General features: G+C 71.5%; 18 protein-coding genes. 8 read left to right on the forward strand and 10 right to left on the reverse strand.

What is annotated here, in order from left to right; translation table 11 throughout:
• Positions 1–13: 13 nt before the first annotated feature.
• A complete protein-coding gene (locus ABT324_RS05700) occupies positions 14–1,024 on the reverse strand; it encodes an alpha/beta fold hydrolase (protein WP_351172180.1) in 1,011 nt (336 codons plus the stop codon).
• A 127-nt stretch (positions 1,025–1,151) separates the two neighbouring features.
• Between ABT324_RS05700 and ABT324_RS05705 the strand changes: the two genes are divergently transcribed.
• Positions 1,152–1,772 (forward strand): TetR/AcrR family transcriptional regulator, encoded by a 621-nt coding sequence (locus ABT324_RS05705; protein WP_351172183.1) that lies wholly within the window; start codon positions 1,152–1,154, stop codon positions 1,770–1,772.
• Positions 1,773–2,070: 298 nt separating this feature from the next.
• Here ABT324_RS05705 and ABT324_RS05710 read toward each other — a convergent pair whose 3' ends face one another.
• Together ABT324_RS05710 and ABT324_RS05715 are read right to left on the reverse strand one after the other, a co-directional pair.
• Positions 2,071–2,970, reverse strand: coding sequence for an alpha/beta fold hydrolase (locus tag ABT324_RS05710; RefSeq protein WP_351172186.1), 900 nt, complete (start codon positions 2,968–2,970; stop codon positions 2,071–2,073).
• Positions 2,971–3,014: 44 nt separating this feature from the next.
• A complete protein-coding gene (locus ABT324_RS05715; protein WP_351172189.1) occupies positions 3,015–3,914 on the reverse strand; it encodes an AurF N-oxygenase family protein in 900 nt (299 codons plus the stop codon).
• A 65-nt stretch (positions 3,915–3,979) separates the two neighbouring features.
• Between ABT324_RS05715 and ABT324_RS05720 the strand changes: the two genes are divergently transcribed.
• Both ABT324_RS05720 and ABT324_RS05725 read left to right on the forward strand, forming a co-directional pair.
• Positions 3,980–4,735: a TetR/AcrR family transcriptional regulator gene (locus tag ABT324_RS05720; protein WP_351172192.1), complete on the forward strand. Its 756-nt coding sequence runs from the start codon at positions 3,980–3,982 to the stop codon at positions 4,733–4,735.
• A complete protein-coding gene (locus tag ABT324_RS05725) occupies positions 4,728–5,033 on the forward strand; it encodes a DUF4873 domain-containing protein (RefSeq protein ID WP_351172195.1) in 306 nt (101 codons plus the stop codon). Before ABT324_RS05720 ends, ABT324_RS05725 begins: the two co-directional genes overlap by 8 nt.
• A gap of 94 nt (positions 5,034–5,127) precedes the next feature.
• Here the strand turns inward: ABT324_RS05725 and ABT324_RS05730 are convergent, their stop codons facing one another.
• Positions 5,128–5,355 (reverse strand): DUF3107 domain-containing protein, encoded by a 228-nt coding sequence (locus ABT324_RS05730; protein ID WP_093153123.1) that lies wholly within the window; start codon positions 5,353–5,355, stop codon positions 5,128–5,130.
• Between the two features lie 130 nt (positions 5,356–5,485).
• The gene (locus tag ABT324_RS05735) at positions 5,486–6,172 is read right to left on the reverse strand and encodes a ferritin-like fold-containing protein (RefSeq protein WP_351172197.1); all 687 of its coding nucleotides are present in this window, start codon (positions 6,170–6,172) and stop codon (positions 5,486–5,488) included.
• A gap of 640 nt (positions 6,173–6,812) precedes the next feature.
• Here ABT324_RS05735 and ABT324_RS05740 point away from each other — a divergent pair.
• Together ABT324_RS05740 and ABT324_RS05745 are read left to right on the forward strand one after the other, a co-directional pair.
• Positions 6,813–8,252 carry a DEAD/DEAH box helicase gene (locus tag ABT324_RS05740; protein ID WP_502949700.1) on the forward strand — a complete coding sequence of 480 codons (1,440 nt, stop codon included), beginning with the start codon at positions 6,813–6,815 and terminating at the stop codon, positions 8,250–8,252.
• 167 nt (positions 8,253–8,419) lie between these two features.
• Complete coding sequence (locus ABT324_RS05745; protein WP_351172200.1) at positions 8,420–9,628, forward strand: Rv3212 family protein; 1,209 nt, start codon at positions 8,420–8,422, stop codon at positions 9,626–9,628.
• Here ABT324_RS05745 and ABT324_RS05750 read toward each other — a convergent pair whose 3' ends face one another.
• The 5 genes from ABT324_RS05750 to ABT324_RS05770 form a co-directional block, all read right to left on the reverse strand.
• Positions 9,629–10,009, reverse strand: coding sequence for a hypothetical protein (locus ABT324_RS05750; protein WP_351172203.1), 381 nt, complete (start codon positions 10,007–10,009; stop codon positions 9,629–9,631).
• Positions 10,009–10,794 carry a RecB family exonuclease gene (locus ABT324_RS05755; RefSeq protein WP_351172206.1) on the reverse strand — a complete coding sequence of 262 codons (786 nt, stop codon included), beginning with the start codon at positions 10,792–10,794 and terminating at the stop codon, positions 10,009–10,011. Before ABT324_RS05755 ends, ABT324_RS05750 begins: the two co-directional genes overlap by 1 nt.
• A gap of 95 nt (positions 10,795–10,889) precedes the next feature.
• Complete coding sequence (locus tag ABT324_RS05760; RefSeq protein WP_351172318.1) at positions 10,890–11,771, reverse strand: PHP domain-containing protein; 882 nt, start codon at positions 11,769–11,771, stop codon at positions 10,890–10,892.
• A gap of 87 nt (positions 11,772–11,858) precedes the next feature.
• Positions 11,859–12,431 (reverse strand): PH domain-containing protein, encoded by a 573-nt coding sequence (locus ABT324_RS05765; protein ID WP_351172209.1) that lies wholly within the window; start codon positions 12,429–12,431, stop codon positions 11,859–11,861.
• A gap of 242 nt (positions 12,432–12,673) precedes the next feature.
• Positions 12,674–12,841, reverse strand: a complete 168-nt coding sequence (locus ABT324_RS05770) for a hypothetical protein (protein ID WP_351172324.1) — start codon at positions 12,839–12,841, stop codon at positions 12,674–12,676.
• Positions 12,842–12,981: 140 nt separating this feature from the next.
• Between ABT324_RS05770 and ABT324_RS05775 the strand changes: the two genes are divergently transcribed.
• From ABT324_RS05775 to ABT324_RS05785, 3 genes are all read left to right on the forward strand, one after another.
• The gene (locus tag ABT324_RS05775; RefSeq protein WP_351172212.1) at positions 12,982–13,410 is read left to right on the forward strand and encodes an NUDIX hydrolase; all 429 of its coding nucleotides are present in this window, start codon (positions 12,982–12,984) and stop codon (positions 13,408–13,410) included.
• Positions 13,411–13,861: 451 nt separating this feature from the next.
• Positions 13,862–14,941: a magnesium/cobalt transporter CorA gene (corA, locus tag ABT324_RS05780; RefSeq protein WP_351172214.1), complete on the forward strand. Its 1,080-nt coding sequence runs from the start codon at positions 13,862–13,864 to the stop codon at positions 14,939–14,941.
• A 681-nt stretch (positions 14,942–15,622) separates the two neighbouring features.
• On the forward strand, positions 15,623–16,099 hold the full coding sequence (locus tag ABT324_RS05785; RefSeq protein ID WP_351172217.1) for a CAP domain-containing protein: 477 nt from the start codon (positions 15,623–15,625) through the stop codon (positions 16,097–16,099).
• The last annotated feature ends 26 nt before the right edge of the window (positions 16,100–16,125 follow it).

A 16,125-nucleotide genomic window follows, 5' to 3' on the forward strand; every position in this document is an offset into this window, starting at 1 on the left:
CGGGGTGGTCAGATCAACACCAGTCCGCGGAATCCACCAGGCCGAGCAGCGCCCGCGCGACGATCCGTGGCCGCTCCATCTGCGCGACATGCCCCGTTCGTGGCAACACGAGCAGCTTTCCGCGTGGGATCAGCAGCGCGGTGCGCGGGGCCTTGCGCACCGAGACCACCCGGTCCTCAGCACCCCACACCACCAGCGTCGGCGCGCTGACCTCCGGCAGCCGCCGCCACAGCGACCGCGCGGGCGGCACCAGCCAGGACCGCACCAGCTCCACCGTGGTCCGCCCGAGGGCGGGCCCCGCCCAGGCCAGCCCCTCGCGCTCCTCGAACTCCGCGACCGCCTCGGCGAAGCGGTGCGGCGGCACCAGCCCCGGGTCGGCGAAGCAGAGCCGCAGCAGCTGCGCGGTCCGCTCGGCCGCGGTCGTGGTGGCCAGCTGCCGCCGCGCCCGGGCCCCGAGCACCGGCACCACCGCCAGCGCGATGCGCGGGTCGGACAGCCGCCGCGGGTCCAACCGCAGGTCGGGCATGGCCGGGGAGACCAGGGTCAGCGTGCAGACCAGGTCGGGGCGCTGGGCGGCCACCTCGACCGCCACCGCCGCGCCGAAGGAGTTGCCGGACAGGTGCACCGGCCCGGGCAGCTGCGCCAGCAGCGCGATCACCGCCTCGGCGTTGGCCTCGCGGGTGCAGGGGAAGCCGGGCGGCGGTTCGGTGTGGCCGAAGCCGGGCAGGTCGACGGCGATGCTGCGCAGCCGCCCCGACAGCAGCGCGGCGAGGTCGGTCCAGTTCGTCGAGGAACCGGCCAGCCCGTGCAGGTGGACCGCGGTCTCCGCCGGACCGGGCGTCTCCCGCACGTGCAGGCGCACCGGCCCCCAGCTGGTCGCGAGCGGAAGGTGCCGACCGGGTGGCGGCTTGGCGGCGAGGTCGACCGGTGGAACGCCGTCGACCGCCAGCGGTACCCGCGTCAGCTCCCGCCAGCCCAACCGCGCTCGTCCGCGCCGCCCAGCGGTGGATGTCGTCGTCGTCACAGCTACAGCATGATGGCCCGGCGACCACCGAGTTTCGCGACCTACCACTACCGACGAGTAGAGTCAGTCCCCACCGGTGGCCGAGAGGCCGCCTGGCGCGTTTGGAAGGAATCGGGTGGAGGCGAGGATGACCGAGACCGCGCAGCCGAGCCGAGGTGTCCGGTTGCCCCGCGACGCACGCCGAGCGCAGCTGCTCGAAGCTGCCCAGCACGTGTTCGTGAACAACGGCTACCACGCGGCGGCCATGGACGACATCGCGGAGCGCGCGGGGGTCAGCAAGCCCGTCCTCTACCAGCACTTCCCCGGCAAGCTGGAGCTCTACCTGGCGCTGCTGGAGACGCACGGCAACGAGCTGGTGCGCCGCGTCCGCGAGGCCATCGCCTCCACCTCGGACAACAAGCTGCGGGTGCGGGCGGCGATCGGCGCGCTCTACGAGTTCGTGGCGGGCGAGGGCCAGGCGTTCCGGCTGGTGTTCGAGTCCGACCTGCGCGGCGAGCCGGTCGTGGAGAAGGCCGTGGAGGACGCCCTGAACGGGTGCATCGACGCGATCACCGAAGCAGTGACGGCCGATGCCGGGCTGGACGCCGAGCGAGCCCGCCTGCTGGCGGTGGGCCTGGTCGGCCTGAGCCAGGTGACCGCGCGCTACTGGCTGGACGCCCGGGAGACGATCTCCCGCGACGAGGCCGTCGGCCTGATGTCCACCCTGGCTTGGAAGGGCCTCGCGGGCTTCCCCCTGCAGAACCCCTGATCAGGGGGCGCCCCACTCGCTGTGTCGGCGCGCCAGGCGTCCGACACGCCGACAACTGCGGCACCGTCCCGCGTCTTCGGTGGAAATGAGATGTCTGGTTTCCACCGAGGTGATCTCACCGGCCCGCACAGGCGGGTCGCCGGATGATTCACAGTTTCAACTGAAACTGTAACCACCGGTGTGTCGGGCACCCGACACGCCGGTGACGCGTCGGGCGCCTTCACTGAGATCGCCTCATTGGAATCGCGAGCCCCGGGGCCGGGGCGTCGGGTCCCGGGGCGAGGTGACGGGCGCCGGGTCAGCGGGCGGCTCGGGCGACGAGCTCCGCGATCCGGGCGGTGACCTCGGCCGATCGTTCCAGCGGGAGCATGTGGCCCGCTCCCGCGTAGATCAGCAGCCTCGCGTCGGGGAGCGCTTCGGCGATGCGGCGCGAGTGGGTGTGCGGGGTGAGTCGGTCCGCCAACCCGGAGAGCACCACGGTCGGGATGGACCGCAGGGCGGTCAGCGCGCCGATCCGCTCGTGCTCGGCCAGGGCCTCGCGGTAGGCGGCCATGTTCGCCGGGTGGCAGGCCGCCACCCAGTCCGCGGTGACGGCCACGTCGGCGGCGTCCGCGCCACGCCCGAACAGCAACCAACGCATGCCCGGTCGCAGCCAGGACGACTGCGGGACCAGGCGCTTCCCGCGAGCCGCCGCGAGCCGTTTGCGCACCACCCGCTCCCCGCGGTTGGCCAGCGCCGCGACCGGCCCGGGCAGGCCGAGGGTGGGCGCCGCCAGGCCGCCGCCGGAGGTCGCCACCAGGGCCACCCCGGCGACGCGCTGCTCGACCAGCTCCGGGTGCTGCTCGGCCAGCGCCATGATCGTCATGCCGCCCATCGAGTGCCCGGCCAGCACCACCGGCCCGGTGGGCACCCGCTGCTCGACCAGCTCCGCCAGGTCGTCCGCGCAGCGCCGGATGGTCGCGCTGCCCGGCTCCGCCGGGTCGCTCCCGCCGTGGCCGCGCAGGTCGTACCGCAGCGTGCGCACCTCGACCCCGGCCGCCTTCGGCAGCCCGGTCGCCACCCGGTCCCAGGTGTGCATGGTCAGCGTCCAGCCGTGCACGAGCACCGCGGTGACCGGTGCGTCGGCCGGGCCCTCCTCGACGACGCGCAGCCGGGCGCCGTCGCTGGTGGTGAACTCGTCGGCGGTCGTGGTCTGCAAGTTCGCTCCCGTCGTTCGAACCGTTCCGTCCTGGTCCCGCACCATCACCGGAGCAGGTGAGCCTTCTTCCACCAGCGCATGCCTGGTCCGCCGACCAGCCCGGCCTCCCGCAGGAACGCCATGATCTTCTCGCCGCCCCAGTGCAGGGTGTCCTGCCAGTGCGGGTTCCGCCAGGCCGCCTCCATGCCCTCCCTGGGGCGGATCCCGACCGACTTGTAGACGTGCGGGTTGATCAGGCTGAAGCAGATGCAGTAGGCCACCAGCGCGGTCCAGAACTGGTGGTAGGCGCGTTCCGCGGCGTTGCACTCGGCCATCCGGCGCACCACCTCCTCACGCGCGAAGGTCACGTGCCGGGCCTCCTCCAGCACGTGGATGCGGTTGATCATGCGCACCAGCGGCTGGACGCCCTCGTCGTTCATCTGGTCCCGCTGGTAGCGGTCCAGGATCTCCTCGGCGACCAGGATGGACGCGTACGCGGACGGCCCGCGCAGGGTCGCGGGCAGGATCCGGCCGCCGAGTTTGAGCAGCGGCAGCGGCCCGTAGGCGGGGGCGCCGACCCGGTCGACGGCCTTGGCGAACATCGTCGAGTGGCGGCACTCGTCGGCCACCTCGGTCAGCGCGTACTGGGCGTGGTTGGTGCGCGGGTCGGTGTCGTAGACCTCCTTGAGCAGCATCTGCATCAGCAGCACCTCGAACCACAGGCCGTTGGAGGCGATGCTGGCGAACTCGTGCTTGGTGAGCTCGATGCGCTGCTCGTCGCTGAGCCGGTCCCAGAGCTCGGTGCCGTAGAGCGAGCTGCGGTGCAGCGGGATGAACGGTTTGCCCTCGTCCAGCGGCGCGTCCCAGTCCACGTCGACCTCGGGGTCGTAGCTGTTCCGCGCGGACGAGTTCAGCAGCCTCCCGGCCGTCTTCTCCCGGTCGTTGACCTGCAGGGCCCTGCTCATCCGTGGATCACCCTCTTCACCCGCCGCATTGCGTGTTACTTCAGGTAACAGTTACCTTGGGTAGCGTGAGCCACACCCCTCGACCTGTCAAGGCCGTCCCGCGCGACGGCACACGCGGCGACGCCCGCCGGGAGCGCTGGCGGGAGCACCGCCAGGCCAGGCGCGCGGAGTTCGTCGAGGCCACGGTCCGCGCGATCGGCAAGCACGGCGCCGAGGTCGGGATGGACGACATCGCGGCCGAGGCGGGCGTCAGCAAGCCGGTGCTCTACCGGCACTTCCACGACAAGAGCGACCTCTACGTGGCCGTCGGCGAATGGGGCGCGGAGCTGCTCATGCAGCGCCTGCGGCCGCTGTTCCACGAGGGCGGCAGCCCCAACCAGCGGATCCGCCGCCTGCTCGACGCCTACCTCGGGACGATCGAGCAGTACCCGGAGCTGTACCGGTTCGTCGTGCAGCGCGACTTCGCCGACCGGCCGGTGCGCAGCGACCCGGTCTCGGCGGAGAAAACGGTGATCGCGAACTCGCTGTCCCGCATCCTCGGCGAGTACCTGCGGCTGCTCGGCCTGGACTCCGGCGGGGTCGAGGTCTGGAGCCACGGCGTGGTGGGGATGGTGCAGGCCAGCGGCGACTGGTGGCTGGACCGGCAGTCGATGAGCCGCAGCGACCTCACCGACTACCTGGCGCAGATCATCTGGCACGCCATCGACGGCGTGCTGCGCTCGGCCGGGCTGGTGGTGGATCCCGACGAGCCGCTGGAGATCGGCGAGCACGGGTTGCGGCTGGTCGCCGAAGCCGATGAGGAGGAGGCAGAGCATGGCTGATGACGAGGACGACTACCGCGGCCCGGCCACGGTGCGCACCGCGGACCGCGAGGTCGCGATCCAGGTGGTCCTGCGCGGCCACTTCCAACCGATCGACGGCCGGTTCCACTGGTACGGCCGGGTGAGCGCGCACGACGAGGTGGCCGAGCTCGCCGCGAACCGCAGGACCCCGGTGTTGCTCAGCACCCCCACCGGCGAAGCCCGGGGCACCCTCTCCGACCCTGACCCGTGGGGCCGCTACCGCATCACCGGCACCGGTCGCCCACCGTTCCCGCTCCCCACCGAAGCGGACGGCTGACCAGCAGGAGAAAAGGGCACTCCCCGTCACCCGGGAAGTGCCCTCGACTTCCGGCACCGCCACCCAAGGGCGGGCTCGGAACCCTCCGAGGAGCTCAGCCGACGCCGAAGCCGACTCGCGGCAGTTCGGCTGGGCCGATCTCCACGTAGGCGACCTTGGTCGAGGGGACGATGATGCGCCGCCCCTTCTCGTCGGTCAGCGCCAGCACGCCTTCAGCGTTCTTCAGCGCGTCGGCGACCAGCGACTCGACCTCTTCGGGGGACTGTCCGCTGGCGACCGTCAGCTCGCGCGGGCTGTCCACGACGCCGATCTTGACCTCCACGCCGAACCTCCGTTGGCACTCGATTCCGATGGGTGTGGTCAGGCTATCCCAGCCCGCGCCGACTACGGGCAACGAAGCCCGCCGCGCCGGTATTCCAGCGAGCGCCCCCGTGGGACCGCAGAGCTGCGGCTCAGCCCAGGCCGAGCCGGCCCATCCGCTTGGAGTGGTTGCTCTGCAGGCGGCGGAACAGCGCGCCGATGCCGGTCAGGTCGCCAGAGCCCTTGATGATCAGCTCGGCCAGCGCGTCGCGCTCGGCGACCACCCGCTGCGCCTGCATGATCGCCTCGCCCAGCAGGCGCCGCCCCCACAGCGTCAGCTTGTCGCGCAGCGTGCGGTCGTTCTCGCAGGCCGCCTGCACCTCGCGCTCGGCGAAGGCCGAGTGGCCGGTGTCGGCCAGCACCGCGAGCACCAGCTCCCGCGTCGTCGGGTCCAGCCACTCCGCGACCTCGCGGTAGAAGTCGGCCGCCAGCCCGTCACCCACGTAGGCCTTGACGAGTGATTCCAGCCACGAGTGCGGCGCGGTGGACTCGTTGAACGCCTCGAACGGCTCTGCGAAGGGTTGCATCACCTCGCCGATCGAGACCCCGCGCGCGGCCAGGTGCTCCTCCAGCAGCCGGTAGTGCCCCATCTCCGCCGCCGCCATGCTGGCCAGCGCCGCGCGCCCGGTCAGCGTCGGGGCGGTGCGCGCGTCCTCAGCGAGGCGGTCGAACGCCGTCAGCTCGCCGTAGGCCAACGCCGCCAGCAGATCCACGACGCCTTCCGAGTAACGCTCGTCACTTTCTCCGGGCAGCGCCGTGCTCTGGTCAGCCTCACTCATGCCTGTGAGCCTAACCGGCGGCACGCCCGAGTTACGCGCACCACGGCGAGAACGAGGGGCGAACAGGTATCCTCAAGGGCGGAGGAGCTTCGGCGTCCAGCGGGCGGGTACCGGTCGGGACCGGTGCGATCACCGCGGGGCTGGCTCCCCGAACGTCACGATCCGGGCGCGAACGCCCGACCGGGACGGCCCCCGGACCACTGCCGGCGCGAACGCGGCCCACGTGAGATCGCACGCTGGCTTTGGCGCACGCGACGCCGAGAGGAACGAACCACAGCGGTCAACCCGCTGAGCGAACAGAGGCGCGCATCATCACGTCGGTGACCACGAGCACAGCGAGCGGCTGGCAACAGCAGGCCGCGGTGCCGGGAGGACGTCGCCACGGATCGGCCCACACCGGGACGCGAGCGCGCAGGTACCGAGAGAGGCGATCATTCTGACGTTCACCAACGACCAGGCCGCGGAAGGCCTCGATCCCAACGGGGGCGGCAGCCCCGACGCGGACACCACCCCCGCCCAGTCGAACCCGGACTCCCCGACCTTCGCCGAGCTGGACGTCCACCCGGACATCGTCCGGGCGCTGGGCGAGTCCGGCATCGAGCGCACCTTCGCCATCCAGGAGCTGACCCTCCCGCTGGCGATGGGCGGCGAGGACCTGATCGGCCAGGCCCGCACCGGCACCGGCAAGACGCTGGGCTTCGGCGTCCCGCTGCTGCACCGCCTGCAGCTGCCCGGCGACGGCACCCCGCAGGCGCTCGTCGTGGTCCCCACCCGCGAGCTGTGCCTGCAGGTCACCCGCGACCTCACCGACGCGGGCAAGCACCTGGGCGTGCGCACCCTCGCCATCTACGGCGGCCGCCCCTACGAGGAGCAGATCTCCGCGCTGCGCAAGGGCGTCGACGTGGTCGTCGGCACCCCGGGCCGCCTGCTCGACCTGGCCGAGCAGCGGCAGCTGGTGCTCGGCAAGGTCCGCGGGCTGGTGCTCGACGAGGCCGACGAGATGCTCGACCTGGGCTTCCTGCCGGACATCGAGCGCATCCTGCGGATGGTCCCCGAGCAGCGGCAGACCATGCTGTTCTCGGCCACCATGCCGGGCCCGATCCTGACCCTGGCCCGCACCTTCATGACCCGGCCCACGCACATCCGCGCGGAGCAGGCCGACGAGAGCGCGATCCACGAGCGCACCCGGCAGTTCATCTACCGGGCGCACGCGATGGACAAGTCCGAGCTGATCGCCAAGGCCCTGCAGGCCGAGGGCCGCGGCCTGGCGATGATCTTCAGCCGCACCAAGCGGCAGGCGCAGAAGCTGGCCGACGAGCTCACCGAGCGCGGCTTCGCGGCCGGGGCGGTGCACGGCGACCTCGGCCAGGGCGCCCGCGAGAAGGCGCTGCGCGCGTTCCGCTCCGGCAAGGTCGACATCCTGGTCGCCACCGACGTGGCGGCCCGCGGCATCGACGTCGCCGGGGTCACCCACGTGATCAACCTGCAGTGCCCGGACGACGAGAAGACCTACGTGCACCGCATCGGCCGCACCGGCCGGGCGGGCCGCGAGGGCGTCGCGATCACGCTGGTCGACTGGGACGACGAGCCCCGCTGGAAGCTGATCAGCGACACGCTGGGCCTGGACAAGCCGCAGCCGGTGGAGACCTACTCCACCTCGCCGCACCTGTTCACTGACCTCGACATCCCGACCGACGTGACGGGCCGCCTGCCGCTGTCCAAGCGCACCCGGGAAGGCCTGGACGCCGAGCCCGAGGCGCAGGGCGAGGGCGAGGCCAAGCGCCCGCGCCGCAACCGCCGCCGCACCCGCGGTGGCAAGGAGTCGCGCGAGGCCGAAGCAGGCGCCCGCCAGGACAGCGACGCCGAGACCCGGCCCGCGCGCACGCGCCAGCGACGCCGCACCCGCGGCGGGGCCGACACCAGCGCCCAGGCCCCGGAGGCGCCCGCCGCAGGCGGGGAAGCCGACGCGGGCGAGCGGCCGCGCCGCCGACGCCGCAGGCGTCGCTCGGGCGGCAGCGAGCAGGCCGGCGAAGCCGGCGGTTCGGCCCGCAGCGGCAACGCCGAAGGCGGCGCCGCGTAGGGAGTCCGGAGCCGTGGTCGCCTGGCGCAGGCGACCACCGCCGGAGCTGTTGTCGAAGCCGCTTCCCACTGCCGGGAGCGGCTTCGCTGCTCATCTGGTGGTGGCACCCCGGTGGCGGGTGCGCCACTAAGCTCTCCGGCGGGGAGAGCTCACCTTGCTGAGGAGTGATGGTGGTCCGGCCGGAGCGGCGTACGCGTACCGACCTCGTCGTGGTGGCGCTGATCGCGGTGGCCGTGGTCGTCACCGGGACCGTGCTGTGGTTCGGCAGCGATGCCCGGGCCACCGTTTCCGAGGTCGCCGCGCAACCACTGCCGGACCTGCCCGCTGCGGAGCGCGTCCCGGAGGCGCTGACCGAGGTGTGGCGGGCACCCAGCCCCGCCACCCCAGTGCCGGTGGTCGCCGGTCCGGCGGCGGTGACCGGGGCGGGCAACGAGGTGCTCGGGCGCGATCCGGTGACCGGCGAGGTCGCCTGGCGCTACGCGCGCGACATTCCACTGTGCACGGTCGGCGGCGAGTGGGACCGGGCGATCGCGGTCTACCGCAAGTCGCTCAACTGCAGCGAGACCACCTCGCTGCGCGGGCCGACCGGTGTCCGCGGGCCGCAGCGCAACTCCGATGCCGAGCTGGGCACCCAGCTGCTCTCCGACGGCACCTACGTGACCGCCACCGGGCAGCGGACCTTCGAGTCGTGGCGCTCCGACCTGGTGCGCACCCAGCAGTTCGGCATCCCGCCCGCCATCAAGAACCCGGACAACAACATGAAGCGCCCGGACTGCACGTACACCTCCACCGCGGTCGGCGACGAGCGCACCGCGGTCGTGGAGAACTGCCCGCGGGAGCTGGGCCGGATCACCGTCGTCAAGACCAAGCCGGAGGACGACGAGAAGCCGGAGGAAGTCCTCAGCGTCGGCCTCGGCAGCAGCTCGGCCGCGGTCGTCGCGGTCACCGAGCAGCACGTCGCGGTGGTCGAGCGCGACCGCTCCGCGGTGGCGGTGCTAGACACCGGCGGCCGCGAGGTGGCCCGCTACCCGGTCCGCATCGGGAACCCGGACTTCCGGGCGAACGTGCAGGTCGAGGCGGTCACCACCACCAAGGACCGGATCTACTGGCACACCGGCGCGGACACCGTCGCCCTCGACCCGGCCACCCTGATGCCGTTGTGGACCGCCCCGGGCACCCTCGGCCCGGGCGTCGAGTTCGGCGGCAAGCTGCTGGTCCCGGTGCCGGGCGGGCTCGCCGTGCTCGACCCCGCCACCGGTGACCGGGAGCGGGTGGTCCCGGTGGACCGCGCCGGGCACACCGGCTCGGTGCAGCTCAACGCGGTCGGCCCGGTCATCCTCGAGCAGCGCGGCGACACCCTCGTCGCGCTCCGCTGATCAGGCCCACCACCAGAACCACAGCGAACCGAGCACCAGCACGTACACGCCCAGCGTCGCCACCCCGCCGGTCAAGCCGCGGTGGCGGTCGGCGACCGCCTGCACCGCCAGGGCCACCAGCGACGTGACCAGCTGAGCGATCACCGCGGGCACCCCGGGCCCCTGCTGCCCCTCCCCCGTGGCCCAGAACTGGACGCCGACGAGGACCAGCGCGAGCACCAGCGAACCGGCTGCCAGCGCACCGCTCAGCCCTCGGGCGGCGGCCCCGCTCCGGCCGGACGGCCGGTGCGCGTGCCTGCGCCCGCCACCGGCGGGGACCGGCCGGGTCCGGTGCTGGCGTGGCAGCGCGTCGCGCCGCCTCTCCTCCGCTCGCCTGCTCATCACACTTCCAACGCGGACCACGACGGCAGATCCGGTGCTGCCTGCGCACCTTCGACGCAGTGGGCCCGGAAATCGCACCAGGAGCAGTGCTTCCCGGTCCGCACCGGGAACAACGACTGCGGGTCGCCGCCGAGTTCCAGCTCGTCGGTGGCGCCCTGGAACTCCGCGGCCAGCTGCTCGGCCCGGTCCCGCAGCCCGGCCAGGGACTCCTCGGTGTGCTCCCAGCTCGCCACGGTTCCGCTGGGCAGGTGGTGTAGCTCGACCCGGCGGCAGGTCCGGTGGAACTGCTTGCGCACGGCCAGGGCGTAGAGGCCCAGCGCCAGCGAGTCCCGCGCGTCCGCGACCTGCAGCCCGAACCGACCGGTCTTGTAGTCGACCACCACGAGCTCCCCGTGCCGCTCGTCGATGCGGTCCACCCGGCCCTCGGCGATGATCGACCCGACCGGCGCGGACACCCACCGCTCGACCGCGAGCGGGGTTTCCGCCGCGGGCAGCTCGGCCACGTACCCGCCGACCCACTCCTGCGCGCGCGCCCGGTACTCGGCGGCCTGCTCCGGGCCGGAGAACCCGTCGGACTTCCAGTGCTCCCGCACCAGCGCCGACGCCCGCTCCGGCGTCCGCTGGTCGACCCGCAGGTCGAAGTAGGCCTTCAACGCGTTGTGCACCACGGCGCCCAGGGTGGCGTTCGCCCGGGCGCCCGCGCGCGACGGGGATGGCCGGTCCAGGTAGGTCATGCGGTACTTGCGCGGGCACTGCTGCCAGGTCGAAACACGCGCGGGAGTCACCCGCACCAACTTGCTCGGAATGCCCTCGAGACCCAGCTGCCCTTGCACGCGCCCCACAGTACGCAGTTTTCCCGCTACTCCTCGAACGACCCCGCTCAGCCGATCACCTTGCTGCCGGTGCACCGGTCGACCAGCCGGTCCAGCGAGTCCGGCGGCGTGGTCTCCTGGCCGATCCGGATCGTCTTGTTGGTGCCGTGGTAGTCGCTGCTGCCGGTGGGGACCAGGTCCAGCTCGTCGGCCAGCACGCGCAACCGCTCGCGGGTCGCGGCGTCGTGGTCGGGGTGGTCGATCTCGATGCCCGCCAGCCCGTGGTCGGCCAGCTCCGCGACGATCCCCGCGGTCACCACCGGTCCGCGGGCCGTCGCGAACGGGTGCGCCAGCACGGTCACCCCGCCCGCGGCGGTGATCATCTCGATCGCGCGGTGCACCGGGGTGTCGGTGCGCGGCAGGTAGTACCGCCCGCTGCCGCCGAGGTACTTGGCGAACGCCTCGTCCACGCTGGCCACCGTGCCCGCCTCGACCAGGGCCCGCGCCAGGTGCGGGCGACCGCCCGGCGAGTCCGGCGGCAGCCCGGCCATCAGCCCGTCCGGGTCGATCGGGAAACCCTCGGCGGCCATGTGCCGGGCCATCTGGTGCAACCGCTCCCGCCGCTCCGCGCGCAGCCGCGACTGCTCGGCGACGAGCGCCGCCGAGTCCGGCGCGAACAGGTAGGCCAGCAGGTGCACGGTGATCGTCCGGCCGTTGCCGTCCGGGCACGAGCAGGACAGCTCGGCCCCCGGCACCAGCCGGAACCGGCCCGGCTGCCCGAGCTCGCGCACCGCGCGCTCGGCCTCGGCCCAGCCCGCGGTGGTGTCGTGGTCGGTGATCGCGATGGCGTCCAGCCCGGCCGCGACGGCGGTCGCCACCAGCTCAGCCGGGGTGTCGGTGCCGTCGGACTCGGTGGAATGCGTGTGCAGGTCGATTCGCACACCCACCAGTGTGACCCATGCCCCGGGAACCGGTTCGACCGCTGTCCGCGCAGCGAACGGCCCGGCGGGCGATCCACCCGCCGGGCCGTGCTGAACTCAGAGCTTGGCGGCCTTGCGCTTGCCGACCGCGGCGCGGCGCGCCTTGAGCATCGAGAAGCGGTCCTGTTGCTGGCCCTTCTTGTCACCGAAGACCAGGCCGGAGATCGCGTCCTCGACCTCGGTCGGGTTCGGCACGTACTCGATGCGGTTGAGCGCCTGGATCTGACCGGCCGACTCCACGACGAGCGTGCCGTACCCGAAGATGCGGCCCATCAGGGAGCGCGCGAAGGTCAGGTCGGTGACCTTGGTGATCGGCATCATCGCCACGTTCGTGGTGAAGATGCCGGTGGTCAGCAGGAACCGCTTGTCGGTGACGACGATGCGCTCCACGTACCAGTCGAGCACCTGGTAGGTGAAGCGCACCAGCACGATCAGCCCGGCGTACCAGAGGATGTTCTGGAACAGCCAGGCGTTGTTCGTCGGCAGCAGGTAGGACACCATCACCAGACCGACGAGCAGGCCGACCGCCTCGAAGAGGTCCCACACCAGGCACGCCCAGTGGCGCCGCACGCGGATCACCCGGCGTTCGGTGTCCAGCAGGTACTCGTCGGGATCCCTCGGAGCGAACAAGGCACCCGCCTCCCGCGGCTCGCGCTTACTGGGTCTTTGCCATCCTGGTCAGCGCTCCGCGGTGGCCGGTCCGCAGCTGTCGCCGAGCGCCTTCGGTCCCAGCCCAGCATCCGGCACCGCAACGGGATTCTCAACCGCTCCCCAGGGGAACTGCCCCTCCGCCGCGCACCGAGGAGGGGCACCCGCTGTCCGGGAACGGCCGGGTTGCTACCCGCACCGCGCAGGACGAGGCTGGGAGGACCTCACGTGAAGAGGTTCTGCATGAAGGTGATGACGGCCTCGGCTGCGCCCTTCAGGCTGTCCAGGATGCCGTTCACCACGCCGCTGGCTTGCGCCGGCGCGGCGAACAAGAAGTACAGGAGGAAAGCAACTCCGGCCCACGTGAGGATTTTCTTCATGTTCACTGTCACGCACCCCGTCCGAAAATGCCCTTGAGTAGCGCAGGCGTTTGCTGATCCGTTGTACCGCACTTCGCCGCTTTACGGCAGCTTTGTACCGCACTTGGGTCAGTCGTTTCCGAGCAGGCTCGGATCAACTACCCTCCGTGTTGATGATCGTATCGGAGAACCCGGTGATTCGCTGCGTCGGAGCCGTGATCCACGACCCACTCGGCCGGTTGCTGCTGGTCAAACGCGCACATGAACCGGCATCCGGGAAGTGGTCGCTACCCGGGGGCCGGGTGGAGCACGGGGAATCCGACCGTTCGGCGGTACAACGCGAAGTCCGCGAGGAAACGGGACTCTCCGTCACCGTCGGGGAGCTCGTCGGCCGCGTCCTGCGACCCGCCCCGAAGGGCACCTACGAGATCCTCGACTACTCCTGTTGGACGAATGAGCACACCCTTTGCGCTGGTGATGACGCCGCGGACGCGATCTGGGCGGATGGTGCGACTTTCGCCACACTTGACGAAGCAGGCGCCCTGACGCCGGGTTTGGCGGACTGCCTGCGGTCCTGGAGTAGTTTACCCCGCAACGAGTGATCACCGGAATTCGTCCGGGTTACCGCAATCGCACTCCGATGACCGCATTGTCCGAACCGGAGCCCGAGGGGCGCCCGGACCCGGCAGCGGGCAATCGCCCACACCGCCCAGTTCACCCGCTTCCCCCAACGTCCGGGTGCGCGCTGTGACGTTCCGCGAGAGCGGTTGCTGCATCGATGCACGGACGGAGTATCGTTGCCGGTTGGCTGACGCGAGGACCACCGCATCGGTGGATGACCGGAGGAGGTGAGGGATCGTGGGCGGTAGCGCCGACAGCGCTCTTCCGTGCAGTACCAACCGCATCCCCGCCGGAGGGACCGTCCGCCAGTAGCGCGGGCCCACGCCCGCTCCGGGCCCGGCCGGGATGCGCGAGCAGCGAGACTCCCGCTCAGCGCCGCGTCCCCCGGACGACCCACCCGGGTGGACCGCGCCCGGACTTCTGGAGGCAGCCGTGCCCAACCTCCCTTCGCTCGGCCTGCGCAACCGGAACAACCGCGCACCCCGCAGCACCCCGCGTTCGCCCGCGCCGACGTCCGACTACGTGGTGGACTGCGCGATCTACGTCGACGGCCACCGGGTCGAGGGCACCTGGACCCACACCGACGCCGTCGAGGAGGTGCGCCGCCGCGGCACCGGGTTCGTCTGGATCGGGCTGCACGAGCCCACCGAGGAGCAGATCAACGGGCTCGCCGACACCTTCGGGCTGCACGAGCTGGCCGTCGAGGACGCCGTGCACGCCCACCAACGGCCGAAGCTGGAGCGCTACGACACCACGCTGTTCATGGTGCTCAAGACCGTCCGCTACCTGTCATCGGAGCGCCGGTCGGCGACCAGCGAGATCGTCGACACCGGCGAGCTGATGGTGTTCCTCGGCCGCGACTTCGTGATCACCGTCCGGCACGGCAAGCACGCCGGGCTCGCCCAGGTGCGCAGCCAGCTGGAGGCCGACCCGGAGCAGCTGGCGCTCGGCCCGTCCGCGGTGCTGCACGGCGTCGCCGACCACGTGGTGGACACCTACCTGGAGGTCACCGAGGCCATCCAGGACGACATCGACGAGATCGAGGCCGAGGTCTTCGAACCGCGCACCAAGGTCGACGCCGAGCAGATCTACCTGATGAAGCGCGAGGTGCTGGAGCTGCGCCGGGCGGTGCTGCCGCTGACCAAGCCGATGCAGCGGCTGGCCGAGGGCTACACGCCGATGGTCGCCGACGACGTGCGCTCCTACTTCCGCAACGTCGAGGACCACCTGGCGAAGGTCTCCGAGATGGTGGGGTCCTTCGACGAGCTGCTGACCACGCTGGTGGACGCGACGCTGGCCAAGATCACGCTGCAGCAGAACACCGACATGCGCAAGATCTCCGCCTGGGTCGCGATCATCTCGACACCGACCATGATCGCCGGGATCTACGGCATGAACTTCACCAACATGCCCGAGGTCGACTGGACCTACGGCTACCCCGGGGTCCTCGTGGTGATGCTGGGTGCCTGCCTGGTGCTGTTCAAGATCTTCCGGCGGAACAAGTGGTTGTGATGGCACTCGGTAACGAAGTCCGGATCTCGGACGATACCCTGGGTGGGGTCACTCCGCGCCCGGTCTTCTGCCTGGCGCACCACCTGCCGTTCTCCGCCACCCGCCGCGTTCGGGTGGTGTCCGCGCGTGAGGAGGTTGTCATGCACCGGTTGCTGCAGCACCGAGGTCCGGCCAGGCATCGGCAGCCCGCTTCGCCGCGGCCGCGGCGAAGTCCGGTGACGCGCCGGCAGATCGCGGAGCAGTTGTTCCGGCACACCTCGTGGGTGCAGCGAAAACCCGGCGCGATGTGGGACGCGGTTCCCGCCGCGCGCTGACGCCTGCCGGGACGACCGCGGGCCACATCGTGAGGACGAATCTCTCGCAGCTCTTCGTTGTTCACGCCGGAGGCACCGCAATGACTCGCTTGATGACCAACAAGCTCACCATCCTCGTGGCCGTCCTCGTCGGATGGATCTTCACCCTCTTCCTGCTGATCTCCAACCAAGCCTGAAGGACTGCCCCGAGCTCGCCCTGTCCTGGCGACGCGCGGAAAGCCCGGCTGCGCAAGATCAACCGTCCACTGTGGCTTGAATCCGCAGCCACGAACGGTAGCCGGACTCAGCGACGTGGCCGCGCAGGGTGGTCCTGGCGCGGTTATAACTCCCACCGGGCAAGGCTTTCTAACGGCGGGGGTGGTCGAGGATGTCAGCTTTGCGCGCAGCCGCTGCTGCTCTGGTGGTGCTCGGCGCCGGGCCGCTGCTCATGGCGGCGAAGGCGCCACCACCGGTCGAGCAGCAGCTGCTGGACCTGACCAACGACGCCCGCGCTGGTGCGGGTTGCCCACCGCTGCGGCTGAACGCCGACCTCAGCGAAGCAGCCGCCGGGCACAGCGCCGACATGGCGCACCGGAACTTCTACGACCACACCGGCAGCAACGGCAGCGAACCCGCGAACCGCACCAAGGCCGCCGGCTACCCGGGCGACTACATCGGCGAGAACATCGCCGCGGGCTACGACTCGATCGAGGTCGTCTTCCAGAAGTGGATGGAGACCACCGCGCACCGCGACAACATCCTCAACTGCAAGTTCACCGACGTCGGTGTCGGCCACGCGGAGGTGCCCGGCAGCCGCTACGGCGACTACTGGACGCAGAACCTGGGCCGCCCCACGGGCAGGTGACGGGCGCCCCTCCGGGGAGGGACGCC

The organism is Saccharopolyspora sp. NPDC000359, assembly GCF_040300525.1.
In the GTDB taxonomy this organism is placed as follows: Bacteria; Actinomycetota; Actinomycetes; order Mycobacteriales; family Pseudonocardiaceae; genus Saccharopolyspora.

Bases quoted from the DNA above. Each gene is read 5' to 3' on its own strand.
- ABT324_RS05705 (WP_351172183.1), top strand. From the start codon at position 1,152: ATGACCGAGACCGCGCAGCCGAGCCGAGGTGTCCGGTTGCCCCGCGAC.
- ABT324_RS05715 (WP_351172189.1), bottom strand. From the start codon at position 3,914: ATGAGCAGGGCCCTGCAGGTCAACGACCGGGAGAAGACGGCCGGGAGG.
- ABT324_RS05725 (WP_351172195.1), top strand. From the start codon at position 4,728: ATGGCTGATGACGAGGACGACTACCGCGGCCCGGCCACGGTGCGCACC.
- ABT324_RS05735 (WP_351172197.1), bottom strand. From the start codon at position 6,172: ATGAGTGAGGCTGACCAGAGCACGGCGCTGCCCGGAGAAAGTGACGAG.
- ABT324_RS05740 (WP_502949700.1), top strand. From the start codon at position 6,813: ATGGGCGGCGAGGACCTGATCGGCCAGGCCCGCACCGGCACCGGCAAG.
- ABT324_RS05745 (WP_351172200.1), top strand. From the start codon at position 8,420: ATGGTGGTCCGGCCGGAGCGGCGTACGCGTACCGACCTCGTCGTGGTG.
- ABT324_RS05750 (WP_351172203.1), bottom strand. From the start codon at position 10,009: ATGAGCAGGCGAGCGGAGGAGAGGCGGCGCGACGCGCTGCCACGCCAG.
- ABT324_RS05775 (WP_351172212.1), top strand. From the start codon at position 12,982: ATGATCGTATCGGAGAACCCGGTGATTCGCTGCGTCGGAGCCGTGATC.
- ABT324_RS05785 (WP_351172217.1), top strand. From the start codon at position 15,623: ATGTCAGCTTTGCGCGCAGCCGCTGCTGCTCTGGTGGTGCTCGGCGCC.